Source organism: Leptospira sarikeiensis (genome assembly GCF_004769615.1).
Lineage (GTDB): Bacteria > Spirochaetota > Leptospiria > Leptospirales > Leptospiraceae > Leptospira_B > Leptospira_B sarikeiensis.
The window spans coordinates 290,500-306,265 of the sequence record NZ_RQGF01000035.1 but is presented as its reverse complement, the minus strand read 5'-3'; the positions used below and the strand labels follow the sequence as shown (position 1 = coordinate 306,265).

At 41.1% G+C, this 15,766-nt stretch carries 18 protein-coding genes; 7 read left to right on the top strand and 11 right to left on the bottom strand.

The annotated features are described in order from the left end of the window. Positions 1-3: 3 nt before the first annotated feature. From mtnB to efp, 3 genes are all read right to left on the bottom strand, one after another. The gene (gene mtnB / locus EHQ64_RS18250) at positions 4-639 is read right to left on the bottom strand and encodes a methylthioribulose 1-phosphate dehydratase (protein ID WP_135651222.1); all 636 of its coding nucleotides are present in this window, start codon (positions 637-639) and stop codon (positions 4-6) included. 3 nt (positions 640-642) lie between these two features. Continuing rightward, on the bottom strand, positions 643-1,176 hold the full coding sequence (locus EHQ64_RS18245; protein ID WP_135651221.1) for a 1,2-dihydroxy-3-keto-5-methylthiopentene dioxygenase: 534 nt from the start codon (positions 1,174-1,176) through the stop codon (positions 643-645). Positions 1,177-1,284: 108 nt separating this feature from the next. Further along, positions 1,285-1,851 (bottom strand): elongation factor P, encoded by a 567-nt coding sequence (gene efp / locus EHQ64_RS18240; protein WP_135651220.1) that lies wholly within the window; start codon positions 1,849-1,851, stop codon positions 1,285-1,287. Positions 1,852-2,028: 177 nt separating this feature from the next. On the opposite strand from efp, the gene EHQ64_RS18235 reads away from it, so the two are divergent. The 6 genes from EHQ64_RS18235 (at position 2,029) to EHQ64_RS18210 (ending at position 6,322) form a co-directional block, all read left to right on the top strand. After that, positions 2,029-2,937: a phosphate ABC transporter substrate-binding protein gene (locus EHQ64_RS18235; RefSeq protein ID WP_135651219.1), complete on the top strand. Its 909-nt coding sequence runs from the start codon at positions 2,029-2,031 to the stop codon at positions 2,935-2,937. A gap of 67 nt (positions 2,938-3,004) precedes the next feature. After that, a complete protein-coding gene (locus EHQ64_RS18230) occupies positions 3,005-3,325 on the top strand; it encodes a hypothetical protein (protein ID WP_135651218.1) in 321 nt (106 codons plus the stop codon). A gap of 266 nt (positions 3,326-3,591) precedes the next feature. Beyond that, positions 3,592-4,701: a KamA family radical SAM protein gene (locus tag EHQ64_RS18225; RefSeq protein WP_135651217.1), complete on the top strand. Its 1,110-nt coding sequence runs from the start codon at positions 3,592-3,594 to the stop codon at positions 4,699-4,701. Next, a complete protein-coding gene (locus EHQ64_RS18220) occupies positions 4,685-5,233 on the top strand; it encodes a hypothetical protein (RefSeq protein ID WP_135651216.1) in 549 nt (182 codons plus the stop codon). Before EHQ64_RS18225 ends, EHQ64_RS18220 begins: the two co-directional genes overlap by 17 nt. A gap of 78 nt (positions 5,234-5,311) precedes the next feature. Further along, complete coding sequence (locus EHQ64_RS18215; protein WP_135651215.1) at positions 5,312-5,518, top strand: hypothetical protein; 207 nt, start codon at positions 5,312-5,314, stop codon at positions 5,516-5,518. A gap of 48 nt (positions 5,519-5,566) precedes the next feature. Continuing rightward, positions 5,567-6,322, top strand: coding sequence for a hypothetical protein (locus EHQ64_RS18210; RefSeq protein ID WP_135651214.1), 756 nt, complete (start codon positions 5,567-5,569; stop codon positions 6,320-6,322). Positions 6,323-6,939: 617 nt separating this feature from the next. Here EHQ64_RS18210 and EHQ64_RS18205 read toward each other — a convergent pair. Then, positions 6,940-7,671, bottom strand: a complete 732-nt coding sequence (locus EHQ64_RS18205) for an SGNH/GDSL hydrolase family protein (RefSeq protein ID WP_135651213.1) — start codon at positions 7,669-7,671, stop codon at positions 6,940-6,942. Positions 7,672-7,680: 9 nt separating this feature from the next. Then, positions 7,681-9,264 carry a phytoene desaturase family protein gene (locus EHQ64_RS18200; RefSeq protein WP_135651212.1) on the bottom strand — a complete coding sequence of 528 codons (1,584 nt, stop codon included), beginning with the start codon at positions 9,262-9,264 and terminating at the stop codon, positions 7,681-7,683. 85 nt (positions 9,265-9,349) lie between these two features. Between EHQ64_RS18200 and EHQ64_RS18195 the strand changes: the two genes are divergently transcribed. Continuing rightward, positions 9,350-9,970 carry a TetR/AcrR family transcriptional regulator gene (locus tag EHQ64_RS18195; protein ID WP_135651211.1) on the top strand — a complete coding sequence of 207 codons (621 nt, stop codon included), beginning with the start codon at positions 9,350-9,352 and terminating at the stop codon, positions 9,968-9,970. On the opposite strand, the gene EHQ64_RS18190 is transcribed toward EHQ64_RS18195, so the two are convergent. The 6 genes from EHQ64_RS18190 to EHQ64_RS18165 are packed head-to-tail and all read right to left on the bottom strand — an operon-like array spanning position 9,967 to position 15,701. Further along, the gene (locus EHQ64_RS18190) at positions 9,967-11,004 is read right to left on the bottom strand and encodes an SAM-dependent methyltransferase (RefSeq protein WP_135651210.1); all 1,038 of its coding nucleotides are present in this window, start codon (positions 11,002-11,004) and stop codon (positions 9,967-9,969) included. The genes EHQ64_RS18195 and EHQ64_RS18190 overlap by 4 nt on opposite strands. A 31-nt stretch (positions 11,005-11,035) precedes the next feature. Then, complete coding sequence (locus EHQ64_RS18185) at positions 11,036-11,827, bottom strand: DUF1295 domain-containing protein (RefSeq protein WP_135651209.1); 792 nt, start codon at positions 11,825-11,827, stop codon at positions 11,036-11,038. Positions 11,828-11,846: 19 nt separating this feature from the next. Further along, positions 11,847-12,326 carry a DUF2062 domain-containing protein gene (locus tag EHQ64_RS18180; RefSeq protein ID WP_135651208.1) on the bottom strand — a complete coding sequence of 160 codons (480 nt, stop codon included), beginning with the start codon at positions 12,324-12,326 and terminating at the stop codon, positions 11,847-11,849. After that, positions 12,327-13,622: an SAM-dependent methyltransferase gene (locus EHQ64_RS18175; RefSeq protein ID WP_135651207.1), complete on the bottom strand. Its 1,296-nt coding sequence runs from the start codon at positions 13,620-13,622 to the stop codon at positions 12,327-12,329. It abuts the gene before it with no gap. Further along, positions 13,609-14,391, bottom strand: a complete 783-nt coding sequence (locus tag EHQ64_RS18170) for a DUF1365 domain-containing protein (protein WP_135651206.1) — start codon at positions 14,389-14,391, stop codon at positions 13,609-13,611. Before EHQ64_RS18170 ends, EHQ64_RS18175 begins: the two co-directional genes overlap by 14 nt. Beyond that, positions 14,382-15,701, bottom strand: a complete 1,320-nt coding sequence (locus EHQ64_RS18165; protein WP_135651205.1) for an NAD(P)/FAD-dependent oxidoreductase — start codon at positions 15,699-15,701, stop codon at positions 14,382-14,384. Before EHQ64_RS18165 ends, EHQ64_RS18170 begins: the two co-directional genes overlap by 10 nt. Positions 15,702-15,766 lie beyond the last annotated feature (65 nt).

The window sequence follows — 15,766 nt, the reverse complement described above, 5'->3', positions numbered from 1 at the left end:
TTCTTATTTGGACATCGCCCGTACTTTTAATATAAAATCCGCGGCTTCCAAATGGCGATTTGCCTGGACTAGATCCTTTCCCCAAACTGTGATCCCATGCTTTTCGATAATACAGAAGGGAACTCGAGGTTTAGCTTCCAAAAGATGTTTTTCCAGATGATCTGAAATATCCTGGACCTTCGGGTAATTGTACAGAACCGGAACGGAAACGTTCGGATTTTCATCCCAGATCCCGAATGCCTTTATAATTTCTAAAGGCAGAAGAGGAAGTTCTTCGATCGGATTTTCCTTGGAGACACCGATCTCTATCAGATTGGATTCCGGAGTATGGACATGTAGAGAACAACCCATTTCAGGAAATGCTTTGTAGACAGCTCTATGAATAGAAGTTTCTGCAGAAGGTTTTAAACCTTCTCTACCCTTCCAACCTTCCACTACATTTCCGGATTCGATTTGTACTGGAAGAAAATCTTTACGAGTAAGTTTATTCTTATCTAAACCGCTTCCGCTGACCCAAAATATATTCGGATCTTTCTCGTCTTTGATAGATAGATTGCCCGCAGTACCGGGCATCCATCCTTTAGAATGATATAGTACGCCCGACTCCGCGAGGCGGGTCAGAATTTTCTTTTGGGACATTCTTTAAACTAGAGCCGTAGTTTCTTCTACGTAGTTAGGGACCCAGCCGCTCATGTCTTGGAAGTATCGAACTGCTTTGATCCTTTTGTTCTCATCTAGAGTGAACCAATGATTGGTATTTTTTGGAACGGAGATAAAATCATCCTTCTCCACTTTCACCAAAAACTTTTCTCCAGCAAGAGCGAATCCGAAAATACCGGACCCGTCTACGATATAACGAACTTCGTCGTCTGTATGATAATGCACTTTGTCAAACTTCGCGAGCATCTCGTTCAGGCCTGGGACCTGAGGATGAAGAACGATCAAGTCTCTGGACTGATATCCTTCTTTTTCTTTTAAGGTCTCGAAACGATTGTCCAGATTTTTGAGAAGAGTTTCTTTCTCCTCGTCCACTAGAGTGAGCTTGTCAGTCAGAGAATCTGAATTATTAGGAACCGGCCAATGATCGTACTCGATCCCTCTTTGATTCAAAAAAGATTTTACTTCCGCGTTGTTTTTAATCTCCGGTAGTCCCGGTTTTTGGATGATAGTCGCCATTGTTCCTCCTTTAGGTGGTGTCCCTTTTTTTATAACATCTAAAATCGAACTCCGCACCCTCACGCGGTAGTTTTACGGCCCTTTCTATTTTGAGAGCCGCATTATTCCTTATTTATTGACCCTCTCCACATAGGTAAGGTCCCTCAAATCGATCCGAATAGAATCTCCTTGTTTGATAAAGATCGGAACGTTGATCTCGCCTCCGGTCTCTACAGTGACTCTTTTCAGAGCGGTTCCGGAAGTATCTCCCTTCAGACCTTCTTCTGCATAAGTCACTTGTAAAATTGCAAAGTTCGGAGGTGTAACTCCGATCGGTTTTCCTTCATAGAAAGAAACTTCCATCGCGGATTCTTCTTTTAAGAATGGAAGGATGTCCTCTAAGTATTCTTTAGACACTGGGATTTGTTCGAAATCATTTGTATCCATGAAGATGATATCATCTCCCTCGGAATAACAGATGGTCATCTGTCTTTTTTCCAACTCTACGGATTCTAGTTTTTCCGCGGCTTTAAAGGTCCTTTCGATAGAACTGTTTCTGACCAGGTTTTTTAATTTTGTACGGATAAAAGCAGATCCCTTGCCCGGATTTACGAATTCGCTTTTTACAACGGAATAAAGCTCCCCTTCTACCTTGAGAACCATCCCTTTTCTAACTTCAGTAATGCCTAAGTTCATAAACGACCTAAAATAAAGATTACGCTCCTTCTATATCCTTGCAGGAAGGCCCGGTGTCAAGCGATGTACTCCGGCTCTACTGTTAATTGTAATAATTCGAGCCCAAAATCCGTTCGACTTTTCGCCTTCCAGAAGGAGAATCCCTCTTTGGAAAGATTTCCGGAGAACCCATTCACAATGAAACAAAAATTAACGTTCTTACTCGTACTGTTCACAATACTCGCCAGTACTAATTGTAAAAAAGAACCTTTATTGATCACAGGCTCGGAAACGATGCATACTCTACTAAACGTGGTAGCTGCCGGATACGCTCAGAAGAACCCGAAGGTAGAAGTTACCGTACTAGGAGGAGGTTCCTTCGAAGGGATAGAGAAATTATTCGAATCCAAAACGGATATTGCAGCTTCTTCCAGACCATTAACTCCGGAAGAACAAACCCAGTTCGAAAGAAAAGGAAGATTCGAGAATATTCTGATCGGATATGATGGGATCGCGGTAGTAGTTCATCCTGAAAACCAAATCTCTAAACTTACCTTGGAACAGATCTCCAAAATATTCTCCGGTGAAGTAAAAGACTGGTCACAAGTTGGCGGTAAGCCCGGCCCGATCCATGTTCTTCTTAGAAATGATAAGAGCGGAACCGCAGCTTACTTCGAAACACATATCTTAAAACAAAGAGACTTGGGAGAAAAAGAATACCAAACTTCCAAAGGAAAAGAATTCACTAAGGACTCGAAAGTAGTATCTGATAACGACGAGATGGCGGACCAGATCCAAAAGGATACCGCAGCGATCGGATTTATGGGAATGGGAAGCGCTCAGATCCAAAACAAAGGAAAAGTAAAAGCGGTCCCTTATTCTAAAACAGGAAAGGATCCTTTTGTAGAGCCTACTATCCAGAATGTTTCGGATCGAAAATATAAACTTTCTAGAGGATTGTACCTATTCTATCTTTCCGATCGGGGTAAGAAGATAGACGAGTTCATTACTTATATCACTTCCGAAGAAGGACAGGCGATGGTGCTCAAAAGTGGATATTTAAGAAGTACCTTAAGCACTGTGGAAGTAGAAGCTTCTAAACAATAAATTCCGATTTTTCTTATCGAAAAAAGGTTGCTAAGGCCGTTTTATTTCGTCAAAGTAAAAGATAGATATGAAGCGGCTTTGGCTATTGCCTCTGATTTTATTCCTGGTTGTCGCCCTCTTTAGCGAGGTCGTGGCAAGGGATTATACAAACGCCAAAAGTTACACATTCCAAAAAAAATCAAGGACCCTATCTTTCCGAGATGGAGATGATCAGGGGCTTCCTTCTTTAATCTCCGCAGGTGGAGACGATGCAAACGTCGGGACAACCGTTCGTTTCTCTCATTCTGAATCCGGAATTGGGAATAGATTCTTCCCACATATCTCAGATCGTAGTATTTCTTTTCATTCCCTAGCCTATCGTTATCTTTTTCTTCCCCCTCCGGTCTGACCGATTTTCAGTTCTGTAAGTCCTCGGGAGGACCTTTCCCTGTAAACGCTCTGGCGGTTTCGGGCAAAAATTCCGCTTCGGCAAAATAGAAAACGGGAATACGGCTCATCCTTCTCCTAAGTCTCCAACTTTAATTGGTGGGCATTCTCCTCGAGGTAATATATAAACAACTCGAATGGAAACCTATGTTTGGTTTCCTTCTTTTTTATCTGGATACTCGGTTGACTGAAATACTAGGCGTGAGAATCCATTAAGTAGGGGGACACTTGGAACTCGTTTCTTCAAACCCGAAACAAAAATCCGTTTCAGAATCTCAATGGTTAGATTGGAAATGGCAGATCCAAAATAGGATCAAAGAAGAAGCCGAACTAGAAGAATATATCCATCTTAGTTCGGAAGAAAGAGAAGCACTTCATTCTTGTGCGGAAGTTTTTAGCTTCTCTACCACTCCTTATTATCTAGGTCTCGCAGATCCTAAAGATCCAAATTGCCCGATCCGTCTCCAAGTAATTCCTAGAAAAGAAGAACTGCATGTTCGCCCTTGGGACAGAAGAGATCCATTGGCAGAAGAATCCCATATGCCTGTAAAGGGTGTAACCCACCGATATCCTGACAGGGCTCTTTGGTATCTTTCTCATGTATGCGCTGTCTATTGCAGGTTCTGCACTCGTAAAAGAAAGGTGTCCCAATCCTTCGGAACCCCAGGGTTAGAAGATTGGAATGATGCATTAGAATATTTTAGAAATCATTCGGAGATCAAAGAAGTGATCCTTTCCGGAGGAGATCCGCTCAACCTTTCGGATTCCAAATTGGATTATTTACTCGGAGAATTGAAGGCGATTCCACATATCAATCAGGTCCGGATCCATTCCAGATATCCTGTTACTCTTCCAATGAGGATCAACTCGGAACTTTGCACAGTTTTAAGAAAACATTATCCTGTATATCTGATCACCCATTTTAATCATCCGAAAGAACTTACCCCACTCGTAAAAGAAAGGATAGAAATGCTCGCAAAAGAAGGTGCAGTTACTGTCCTAAACCAGGCGGTCCTTTTAAAGGGGATCAATAATTCTGTAGAAACTTTGACTGAGTTATTCTACGGGCTGACCAAGATCGGGATCAAACCACATTATCTACACCAATGCGACGAGGTATTCGGATCCTCTCATTTCCGGGTCCCGATCGAAGAAGGTGTAGAGATCATGAAACAGATCCGAGGAAGGATTAGCGGGCTCAGTGTTCCGTTATACGTCGTGGATCTGACAGGAGGCGGAGGAAAAGTTCCCCTACCTGCAAATTATTTGGAAGAGACCAAAAGTTCTTCTTATGTATTCCGAAACTATAAAGGAGATCTATATGAAATCGGCTTTTAAAATTCTAAACATTCTCCTACTGGTTTCCGCTTTCGCGGGATGTAAAACCCCTCAGCAAAATCCAAACTCTGTCACCCCGGAAAATCCTTCGGCTCTTAGATTAAACTACGACGTAGTATATTATACCGGAGGGCATTCCGTTCTTTTGAATTCGGGGAGACTATTCGCCAGAGGTCTTTTTTACGAATGTAAGATATCCGACACCAATTCCAGTTTCGAAAGTTTCCGGGCTTCCTCTTACACGGAGGATAACTCCAATGATTTCAGACAATTGGTATCCGAAACGGAACAATCCGGATTTACGGCTAGACAATTCCAATATTTCTCCATGGGAGAAAGTTCCAGGGCCACAGTATTTTCAGGCTGCGGGAAAGGATCCGGAACCGAACGATGTTACGTTCGCTGGGAATGGCAGAAAGAAGCTTTTATTTTCGTTTTCGAGACCCAATTGGAAAACAAAAAGGGACTCGGGACTTCGGAATTGGGAAAAGAATTCCACGAGTTCGTAAGTCGGGGAATAAAAGCGTTTTAGCGGGGTATTTTCTTGACCGATTTCGATCCGGAAAGTATTTTATCCGGCGGGGAGACGAGCTCTCGAGGATAAGATAGAATGTGGTTAAAACTGGGGGAAACCGAGGTCATAAATTTAGACTATATTTCCTCCATTAAAAAGAATATGGCAGCTGACTCGATCGAGATTACCTACCATGATTTTAACCACGTAAAATCGATACCCTTCGGAGACGCGGAAGCTAGAGATCGGGCCTACAAAGCAATTTTGGAAAACCTTTCCAGGATGCGTTTGTTTTTCGAGTAATCCTAACTTCCAAAACTTTCCTCGGAGCTGGAATTAGAGCAAACGAGCATGGAACGAATTAAAGAAAATCTTTCAAGCGTCTCCTCCTTAAAACCATTCGAACTTATATTTTTCGGCTCTAGACAAAGAGGAGAAGGAGACGAAGCCTCCGATTTTAACTTCCTCGTACTCGCGGATCCTTCCGATCAACTCAAAGGAAATTTTATCAGAGAGATCAACCGAGCTATGGAACCTCTCCAAAGCCAGGGGCAGGTAAACTTACTCGCCGCAGACTGGGACGGATTCAGGACCCGGATGAGAAGTTACGACCCGGGTGCCATCCATATCTGCGAATTGGGAGAACCTTATTTCGGTTCGGAATATTTCCCGGTCATCAAAGAAGAATGGGACAAACTTAAATCAGATCCGATCGATGGAAATATCGCAGGCAAATATTTAAGAAAACGTTATAGATTCTACAAAGGGATCGTACCTCGAAACACTAAAGAGGATGTGGTCCGTATGGAGAGACTACTTGCAGTCTATCTCCAAAATTGGATGTTCCGTCATATAGAAGATCTTGGGATCTCCGAGATCGTAAATTCAGATATTCCTTCCAGGATCGGACCTATGTTCCGAGCACTTTACTCGAAAGAAGCCAAGGGAAACACTTTGGAACTTTTAGAACTATATGAAGAAGTTCTAAAATTGAAAAAGGAACTTCGTTCCCCTGAGTCCCCTTTCTCTGCCGAAAGATTCGGCCAACTCAAAGAAACTCTCCGTTTCGAAGAAAAAGAGATCAGGATCTTAAAACTAAACTACTAAGTTTTGGCCGCCTCTTTGCGAACGACCCTTAGGGAGTGAGCAAGTTGCCGATAGGCGAATGCTTGATCGAGAACACGCCAAACAACTTGCGAACGCAAAGACCGGGCTGCTACGGGTTCGGCTATCGCCTCATCCCACCTTCGGTGGGACAAGCCCTTCGCATCCCTGGCGGGTTTCTAACGATCGAATCTCTTGTATGTAGTGAAATTTTTTCACGCGAAGCCGCGAAGATAAGAAGGATATCACTGAATTCGAGGCTAATCTCTTTTGATTCAAATTCCGGAATACAAATTCATTTGTAGGAGTTCCTACAAAACGTTTAAAGAAAAAGTCCTTGAAGGAAAAATTAAATTGTGCTAAGCAAATTCATTGTACCACCGCACCGGCCCCCGCCCAAATAAGGGTGGGGAGTATCCATTCCGATTTCAGTTTAAAGTGATGTACAAGTATATAATAATTACACATCAGTTGTCTTTCAGTAAAAGATCTCGGTAAACAACCGCGGCAAGGATGCGAAGGGGAAGTCCGAAGGACCGAAGCGAAAGCGGAGCCCGTAGCAGCCTGGTCCGAGCGACTGCGAAGGAGCCGCCCATTGTTGGAATTCCCACAGATCGATACTATATCAGGACTGTCTGGATCGAATCCACAATTTCTTCTCCCCAGAGAGCACAACCTTCACTGGAAGGATGAAATCCGTCGGAGCAAAAAATTCCTTCGGAAGGAATAGAGCCGATCTTTCTCATCGGAACATGAAATACATTCTGCAGTCTCAAAGAAATGTAGGAAGAAGCTTGATCGAGCAATCTCGCCTTCCAACCTAATATAGATCTTAAAAGCCAAGGCAGAGAAGGAAAAATCCCAACAGGAGGAACACCCGCAATAAAGATCGAAACCTTAGGATATTTATTCTTACAGATGCCGATCAGTTCTTCCAACTCGGAAGACCATTTCTTTTGGGTATTCAATTTCAAGACATCGTTTGCACCTAAGGCAATCACGATTAGATCCGGACTTTTTTGGGGAAGTCTAGATCCGAATTTTTGAACAGCTTCCTTAACCGTAATTCCGCTCTCTCCGATCGCTTGCCAGAAGATCTTTCGCCCGGTTTTACGAGAGAGAACGGATGCGATTTGTCCGGTTAAAGAACTTTTATAATCGGAGATCCCTACGCCAGCGACTGTAGATTCTCCGATCACTAAAAGCCGGATCGGCTTTTTACCGGGGATCTCTCCGAAATCCGGCCCCGTTGCCTCCGGAAGACGAGGGATCTTTTTACGGATCCTCAGGCCTTGCCAGAGTAAAAACGGGGATAAAATCGCACTCGTAGTGTAAAACGGGATCTCTTTCATTAGAATTTTCTAATTTCTTAATTCTCTTAGTAGATTTGCATTGCCAGTTACTGCCAGAGCAGCGGCTAATCCCCCCATCATCGCACCGGCAATTCCTGGAGAAGCAGCGTCCGCCCCAGTTAAATATAGGCCTTCAACCGGAGTTCTAACGTCAAACCAAGGACATTTTTCCTTCTTATATCTTTCGGGCACACAAGCCAAACCATAGATAGCACCGTCCGGATGAGAAGTAAAATGTTCATTCGTGATCGGGGTGGAAAGTTCTGCAAATTCGACCAACTTAGTAAGACCAGGAAATCTGGACTCCAATGTGGTAAGGATACGATTTATGATCTTCTCCTTAAATTCCTTATATTCCTCTCCCCTCTTTTTCCAAGGTTCGTCTTTCCATTCCGCAAAATTAGAATAATCTGTGAATGTGATTACATCCATAGTATGAGACTTTGCTTCCGGATTTTTCAAACTTGGAAAAGAAAGATATAGATTCGGTATTTCATCACTTTCCGAAAGCCAATCATTCCTTTCCGAGAAATTTTTATCATGATCAGGAGAAGCGAAAATCCAATAGTTCTCCCCTTTAAATCCGAATTTCGCAGGACTCTCGGAAAGGCCTAGATAGAGACAAATACTTGTAGTCATTCTTTCTCTATTATAAAAATCTTTTAGATCCTTTCTGAAAGATATCGGGTATGAATCCGGGATCAGTTTTGTATAGGTAGGGTAAGCTCCCGCGCAGGAGATTACTACCGGAGCGAAGAAGTCCCTTTCATGTCCCTCTCCCCTTAACGCTTTTGCCTTAACTCCTACGACCTTCCCATCCTTGATCAGGATTTCCTTTGCTTCGACAGAAGATAAGACCGCGCCGCCATTTTCTTGAAGGACCGGTTCTATTGTATCGAAAATTTTTCCGGCGCCGCCCACTGGATAATAACCTCCGTTAATATAATGCTGCACTAATGTAGCGTGCATCGCAAAAGCGACTTTAGAAGGTGGAAGTCCATAATCTCCCCATTGTGCTGCGAGAATTCCTTTTAGATCTTCACTCTTGAAATTTTTATCGAAATAATCCTTGAGAGTTACTACGTTCCCTTCTCCCAGTATACCGATGAGAGAATCCAAAGGTGGAGGAGAAAGCCTCATCATGATTGCCTTTCCGAAAAGAACTGAAATTTTTCTAATATCCTTTAAATATCTTTCGATTGCTTCCTCTTCCTCTGGGAATTGACTAATCAGATCCGATTTGAACTTTTCCGGATCTCCATAAATATCGAAATTTCGATTAGGGAATACCAAACGTTCGAAAGGGTCCGGCATTCTTTTCCAGGTGAGTTGCCAGCGAGTAATCTTATCCGAGATCTTCTTACAAAGTCCACCTTCGTGCATATCGCCTACATAGTGAATTCCTACATCCCAATGATACTTTCCTTGTTTTCTTTGGAACTCATGAGTAAAACCGCCCGGTTGAAAATGTTTTTCCAGAACCAAAATTTTCTTACCCGCAGATTGGGCCAGAAGACTAGCGGTAGTTAAGCTTCCCATTCCGGAACCTATAAATATAATATCGAATTCGTTTCCTACTTGATCAATATTCATTGACAAAACCTCTCATTCGCATTCAATGTGAACACTGAACACATTAATTTCAATTATTAGACCCTTTAATGTAATAGCTGTCAACATGAAAAATTCCCAAGAAAAAAATTCATACCACCACGGAGACCTAAAAAGAGCACTTTTAGATGCTTCTATTCGGATCTTAAAGGAAGAAGGTTATAAGGCGTTAAGCCTCAGAAAAGCAGCGACTCTCGCAGGAGTAAGCCAATCCGCTCCTTACAGACATTATCCGGATATAGAATCCTTATACGCTGATATTGCCGAAGAAGGTTTTATAATGTTAGCGGAAAGACAAAGAGCCTTAAGATTGAAATATAAGAAAAGACCTTTGTTATTATTCAGAGAAGCAGGAGTTTCTTATGTAGAATTCGCTTTGGAACATCCGGATCTTTTCCGCATCATGTATGGGAATCAGATAGAAAGCCATTTAAAGTATGATTCTTTAGTTAAAACGGAAGATCAAACATTCAAGATCATTGTGGAGATCATTCGGGATTGCGAGAATGCAGGTTTGATCGCGGAAGGAAATACCGAGAAGGTCGCAACTTCCGCTTGGACCATGGCTCACGGAGTTGCAGTTCTTCTTTTAGGACAACAAATGATGTTTCGTTCTGTGGATCTAAAACAAGCAAGAAAGATCACAAAAGACCTGATCCAATTCTTGTATACTGGACTTAAAGCTTAAGCCTTATTTTTTCGGAAAAGATAATGGGAAACGATCCATTCTTCCCCATTCTTATATTTCCAAAGTTCTGCACAGGCCATAAAGAATGTCTTCCAATATACGAACCATTTTACTGCCTGATCTTTTCCATACGTATCGCCCAAAATATTTAAGATCTCTACCTTGTTCTTATACATATTCGAAAGCCAAGCTTCCGAGGTAAGAGCATAATTTTTACCGTTTACCACCCATTGGTCTTGGATCAAAAAATCCTTTTGGAAATATAAAAATAGATCATGGGAAGGCATCTGCCCTCCTGTGAAAAAATATTTCGCCATCCAGTCCGTATCATCTACTACTTCAAAAGGATATGCGAATTTTTTATGAGTGAATATATGAACAAAGAAAAGACCTTTGGGCTTTAGAAAACCTGCTAATCTTTCGAATAATAGTTCATAGTTTTTCATATGCTCTAACATCTCAACAGAGATGATACGATCGAATTTGAGATTTGTCTTAAAGACATTCATATCCATCGTGAGTATATTCAGGTTTTTCAAACCCCTCTTTTTGGCCTCAGAGTCTATGAATTTTTTTTGGCTTTTGGAATTAGAAACTCCCGTGACCTTACATTTAGGATAATTTTCAGCTATATAGAGTGACAAGGAACCCCAGCCACATCCCAAATCGAGCACGCTCATGCCATTCTCTAGTTGAGCACGTTTGCATGTTAGTTCGAGCATCGCTCTCTCGGATTCGTTAAAATCCACATTTGGGGAGCTCCAATATCCGGAGCTATATTTCATATGTTTTCCCATCACAAGTTTAAAAAACTCTGCCGGGACCTCGTAGTGCTGCTCATTCGCTGCCTTTGTATGAACAGCTACAGGGGATTTTTTTAAGGAGTTCACATATTGGATCAACTGCTCTTGGTTTTTCTCCAAGCTGCCTTTATCTTCCTGTTTTAGGCGCAATCGTAATAATTGCCTGATCCTAAATCGGATCAACCAATCCGGAAAAACATCCTTCTCCATTAAAGAATAGATCAGACTCATACTATAGATCCCTATATTTTATATTGATAATTTATTTTTTTGGAAACCAAGGAAAGAAAGCACTCGTTCTTTCTTTATATTCTATATACAGATTCCCTTTTGATTTGATTTGCCCGACTTCGTTCAGAGGGATCCCTGTGATCTTTGTTAGCAAAATGAACATGATGAGTGGAGAAAATAAACCGATCCAACCCCAAGGAGAGGCCAAAGAAACAAGTCCGAATGATACCCAGATCACCCATTCAAAAAAATAATTCGGATGCCTACTATATCTCCAGAGTCCAATATCGCAAACTTTTCCTTTATTTTTCGGATCCGCCTTGAATTCGGCCAATTGAAAATCTGCGACCGATTCTCCCCAAACACCTAAGATAAAAACTGTAAGGCCGATCAATTCCAATGGATGAGTTTCGATAGAAGGATTTAAAGCGGGAAAAAGAAACGGAATACTTAAAATTACTCCGAGCACTCCTTGGAATTGGAATACATTGGTAAAAAACTTTCTATCTACTTGTTCTCCGTAATCTTTTCGGAACTCGGTGTATCTAGCATCCTCATGGCCAGTTAAAACCCTGGTAGTGAGTATGAAGTACGAAAGTCTCCATCCCCAAAATGTCGCCATAAATGCGAAAATTGCCTTTCTAACTGAATAGGCATCACCTAATAAAAAGTAAATGATCGCGACAGTAGAGATGCATAAACCCCAGCCAACATCTACGATCGAATAATTTTTGATCAGTTTGCCGATCAACCAAAGAAGGCTCATCAAAAAGAATATAACCACCCAGGCGCTAAACATTAAGGATAATGCTTTTTCGTACATTCGATACTCCGATAAAAACTTATGATTTGCGGATCACTTGGTTCGCTTTTTTAACAAGAAATAGAAGTAAAAAATAGGAGAACAAAGCAGGAACCGGAACAACAGAGACCCAACCTAATACCGCATATCCTGCAGAATGGGACAAACCTTCTAACACTTTCGAGCTATCCCCTTCCGTTAGTTTGTAAGCCCAGCTTAGATCCAATTCCTTATCTGAAATATATGCACCCAATTTTAAAAAAGGAATAATTAGAAAAACCTGAAATGGATACGCTGCATAATTTGCGACTTGTATAGAGACAGGGTTTAATCTTAAAATAAATCCTAAAAGCGCACAGAGGGCCATAGTCGTTCCGATCAAAGGAAAGATCCCGATCGAAGCTCCTAAGGCTAAGGAAAGAGCTATTTTTTGAGGACTAGTCCCGGTTTTCAGCTCTTCCAGGACCCTTTCCTTTGCTTTAGTAAAAAACGAGAGTTTTGGTTTTTCTATTTCAGTCACTTATGAATTCAATCCGAGATTATTCGGCCTAGTATACACTACTTGGACCACACTGATATTTCTCATATGAAAAGCAGCTGCACAATAGGAAAAGTAATATCTCCATTTGCGTAAGAAAGATTCTTCATAACCCATACTTCTTATTAAGGATAGGTTTTCCTCAAAACCATTATGCCAAGACATTAAAGTACGATCATAATATCTTCCTATATCTTCCAACTCATGTAGGAACATATCTCCGGTATTATTGATTGCCTGATTGATCCTTGCCATGGAAGGAATGAGAGACCCAGGGAAAATATGTTTTTGGATAAAATCCACTCCCTTTCTGAAAGACTCATATCTTGAGTCCGGACAAGTAATGATCTGATGGGCCATGAGCCCGTCTTTTTTCAAAACGCGATGACACATAGAGAAAAAATCCTCGAAGTACTCGTGACCTACCGCTTCCAACATTTCTACAGTAACGATCTTGTCATAAGAACCTTCTACCTTGCGATAATCTTCCAATCGGACTTCGATCCGATTTTCTAGGCCCATCTCTTTGATCTTAGAAGTCGCAAATCTATATTGTTCTTCTGAAATCGTATAAGATGTGACTTTACAACCGTAATTTTTCGCGGCATATGTGGAGAAGGCTCCCCATCCGGTACCAATCTCCAATAAATGGTCTGAAGGTTTTAATTGTAACTTCTTACATAAATTCTCTATTTTAGCGATCTGAGCTTCTTCCAATGAGTTGGTTTTTTCAGAAAAGTAGGCGCAGGAATACGTCATAGTAGGATCCAAGAATTTCTTATAAAAATCGTTTCCTAGATCATAATGTTCGGAGATATTCTTCCTACTTCCTCTAACAGAATTATTCCTAAATAGATGTAGCAATCTATTCCCTATGTTCATAAACGCGAGATGTAAAAAATTCTTTTTAGAACCGCTAATAGAAGGAGTACTTTCTACATTCAATAAGAACCAACAGATGATAGCACGGATATCATCCGTATCCCAATCCCCATCCATATAAGATTCTGCGAGCCCTATATCTCCATATAAGACCAATTTTTTGAAAAAACTTCTATCCTTGACCTGGATGATCGCGTGATGAAATTCCTGGGGATCAGAAGAGTTCGGATCTCCTAAATATCTTTGTCCTCCGTCCGGAAACAAGATCCTTAAGGATCCTTTTCTCATACCGGATAATGCAGAGAAAAATATTCTTTCGTAAAAACTTAAAACGCCTACATCGGCATTCAGGTTTTGCTGCAGTGATTCTGCCTTTGCAATATTATCGCCTTCCAAAATGCAATCCTCTTTGTTTATCTATCCCATCATCTTTTCGAATGAAGGGAATTTTTTTCAGGTAAAGAAGTAATGCCTGCCAATGGATGAGCCCAATCACCTTCAGAGTTACGAAGGGATATTTTAAGAACATCCAAAGTAAATTTAGATCGGTAAGTTCTCGAGCATTTCCGGTATAAGTAGTCACCATGACCCTTTCTCCTTTTTCGAAAGCGTCAATCCTGAGACTAATTTTTCCACCTTTAGGCGGATCCAAATGAAAATCAAACTCGGAGTCCAAACCGACGAATGGAGAAACGTAGAAGTACTTCCTCTCTTTTTTTCTAAATCCTTTTTGTTCTAAGGATCCTTTTCCGAGGAAGTATAATTTCATTTCTCCGAATGTGTTCCCAACCTCTACAACGGCGCAAACAGGATTTCCATCTTTATCCTCGGCAAAATAAAAAGAGACCGGGTTAAAGACATAGCCGAATACTCTGAGGTTGGTGATTAGCGTTACCTTTTCTACCTTCTCTTTGACTCCCTGTTCGGATAAGTACTGTAAAAAATTTTCCTTTATACCTTCTTTCCCGAAATTCAGATGGTCCCGATCATAGAAGGAAAAGACTTGAAATTTATTATTTCCAAAGAGTTTTAAACGATCGTTTACAGAATTAAGCTCATCCAAATCCAATTGGAACGTAAAAATACCGTATCTAAACCGGTTCGGCTTAGGGATCTTACGATCATGCATGACCTTGGCTTCTATGATCTTAGAATTTAGTCCCATATCTTTCTGCCTAGAAGGCTCTCAGATAGATTTTTTGCGGACCAAAACGCATCTTCATGGAATCCATATCTAAAATAACTTCCGCAAAAATAAATAGGTCCTTTTTCATTTAACTCGGATAATCGAACTTGCGCTTTTAAGGAACCGACGTGAAAAAGAGGATGCTCGTATTCAATTCTTTTCAAGACCTTTTTAGGATCGACTAAGCCAGGATCCCCAATGGAAAGGAAATAATCCCCTTTCTTGGAAACGTCCTGCAAACTGTTCATCCAATAGATCGTATGGGGATGGATCTTACCACCCATCGAATCCATTCTATAGTTCCATGAGGACCATGTAGATTTTGTAATAGGCATTACTGACGGATCGGTATGAAGAGTCGCGATATTCTTCTGATATTCAAATTGTGAAAGTAATTCCTTCTGCAAAGATGTCGGCTTTTTAAGGATAGTTAATGAACTGTCCGCATGGCAGGCTAATATTACTTTATCGAAAATTTGCGATTTCCCTTTTTTGAAATTGAGCTTTGCCTTTCCACCCTGGATCTGCTCTACCCCAACTACTTCTGAACTAGTATGATAACGATCTTTAGAAGGAGAGATCAATCTTTTGACATATTCGATCGATCCTCCGTGAACCGTATACCATTGATGCTGGGTATTTAAACCTAGAAAACCATGATTCAAAAAGAAACGAACCAATGAATATGCGGGGAACTCCAACATAAGATCCTCCGGCGTAGACCAAACCGCGGAGCTCATCGGGACTAGATAATAAGTGAGCAAATCCGGATGAAATCCTGACTCTTGGATATATCTACTTAAAGAATATTCTTTATATTTAGGATCTTCCAATATACGAGGTGCTTCTTCATTGAAGCGGTTTATATTCAGAAGTAAACGTAAGAACCTGAAATTGAATAAATTCTTCCTCTGAGCGAATAAACCATTCAACCCTGAACCGCAAAATTCCAACTGATCCTGAACATGTTGCACACTGAAAGACATACTTGTCTTCTTTGTAGGAACATTCAGTTCTTCAAAAAAACGTTTTAAGTTCGGATAAGTTGCATGATTGAATACTATAAAACCCGTATCGATCGGTATCTTAGAACCGTCTTCGGGGACGAATACTGTATTGGTATGTCCTCCGATATAGTTCCCTTTTTCAAAAACGGTGATATCGTAATCATTTCGTAAAAAGTAGGAACATCCCATTCCTGCAATTCCGGCACCTACGATTGCGAGTTTTTTCTTCTTACGATCCGAACTTTGTTTCGATTTCTTTTTAAGAGGAGGATTCTTTTTCAAAAACTTCCGAGTCCTGGCTAATTTATACCGGCAAACATGTACGGAATATTTTCCACAATGCTTCC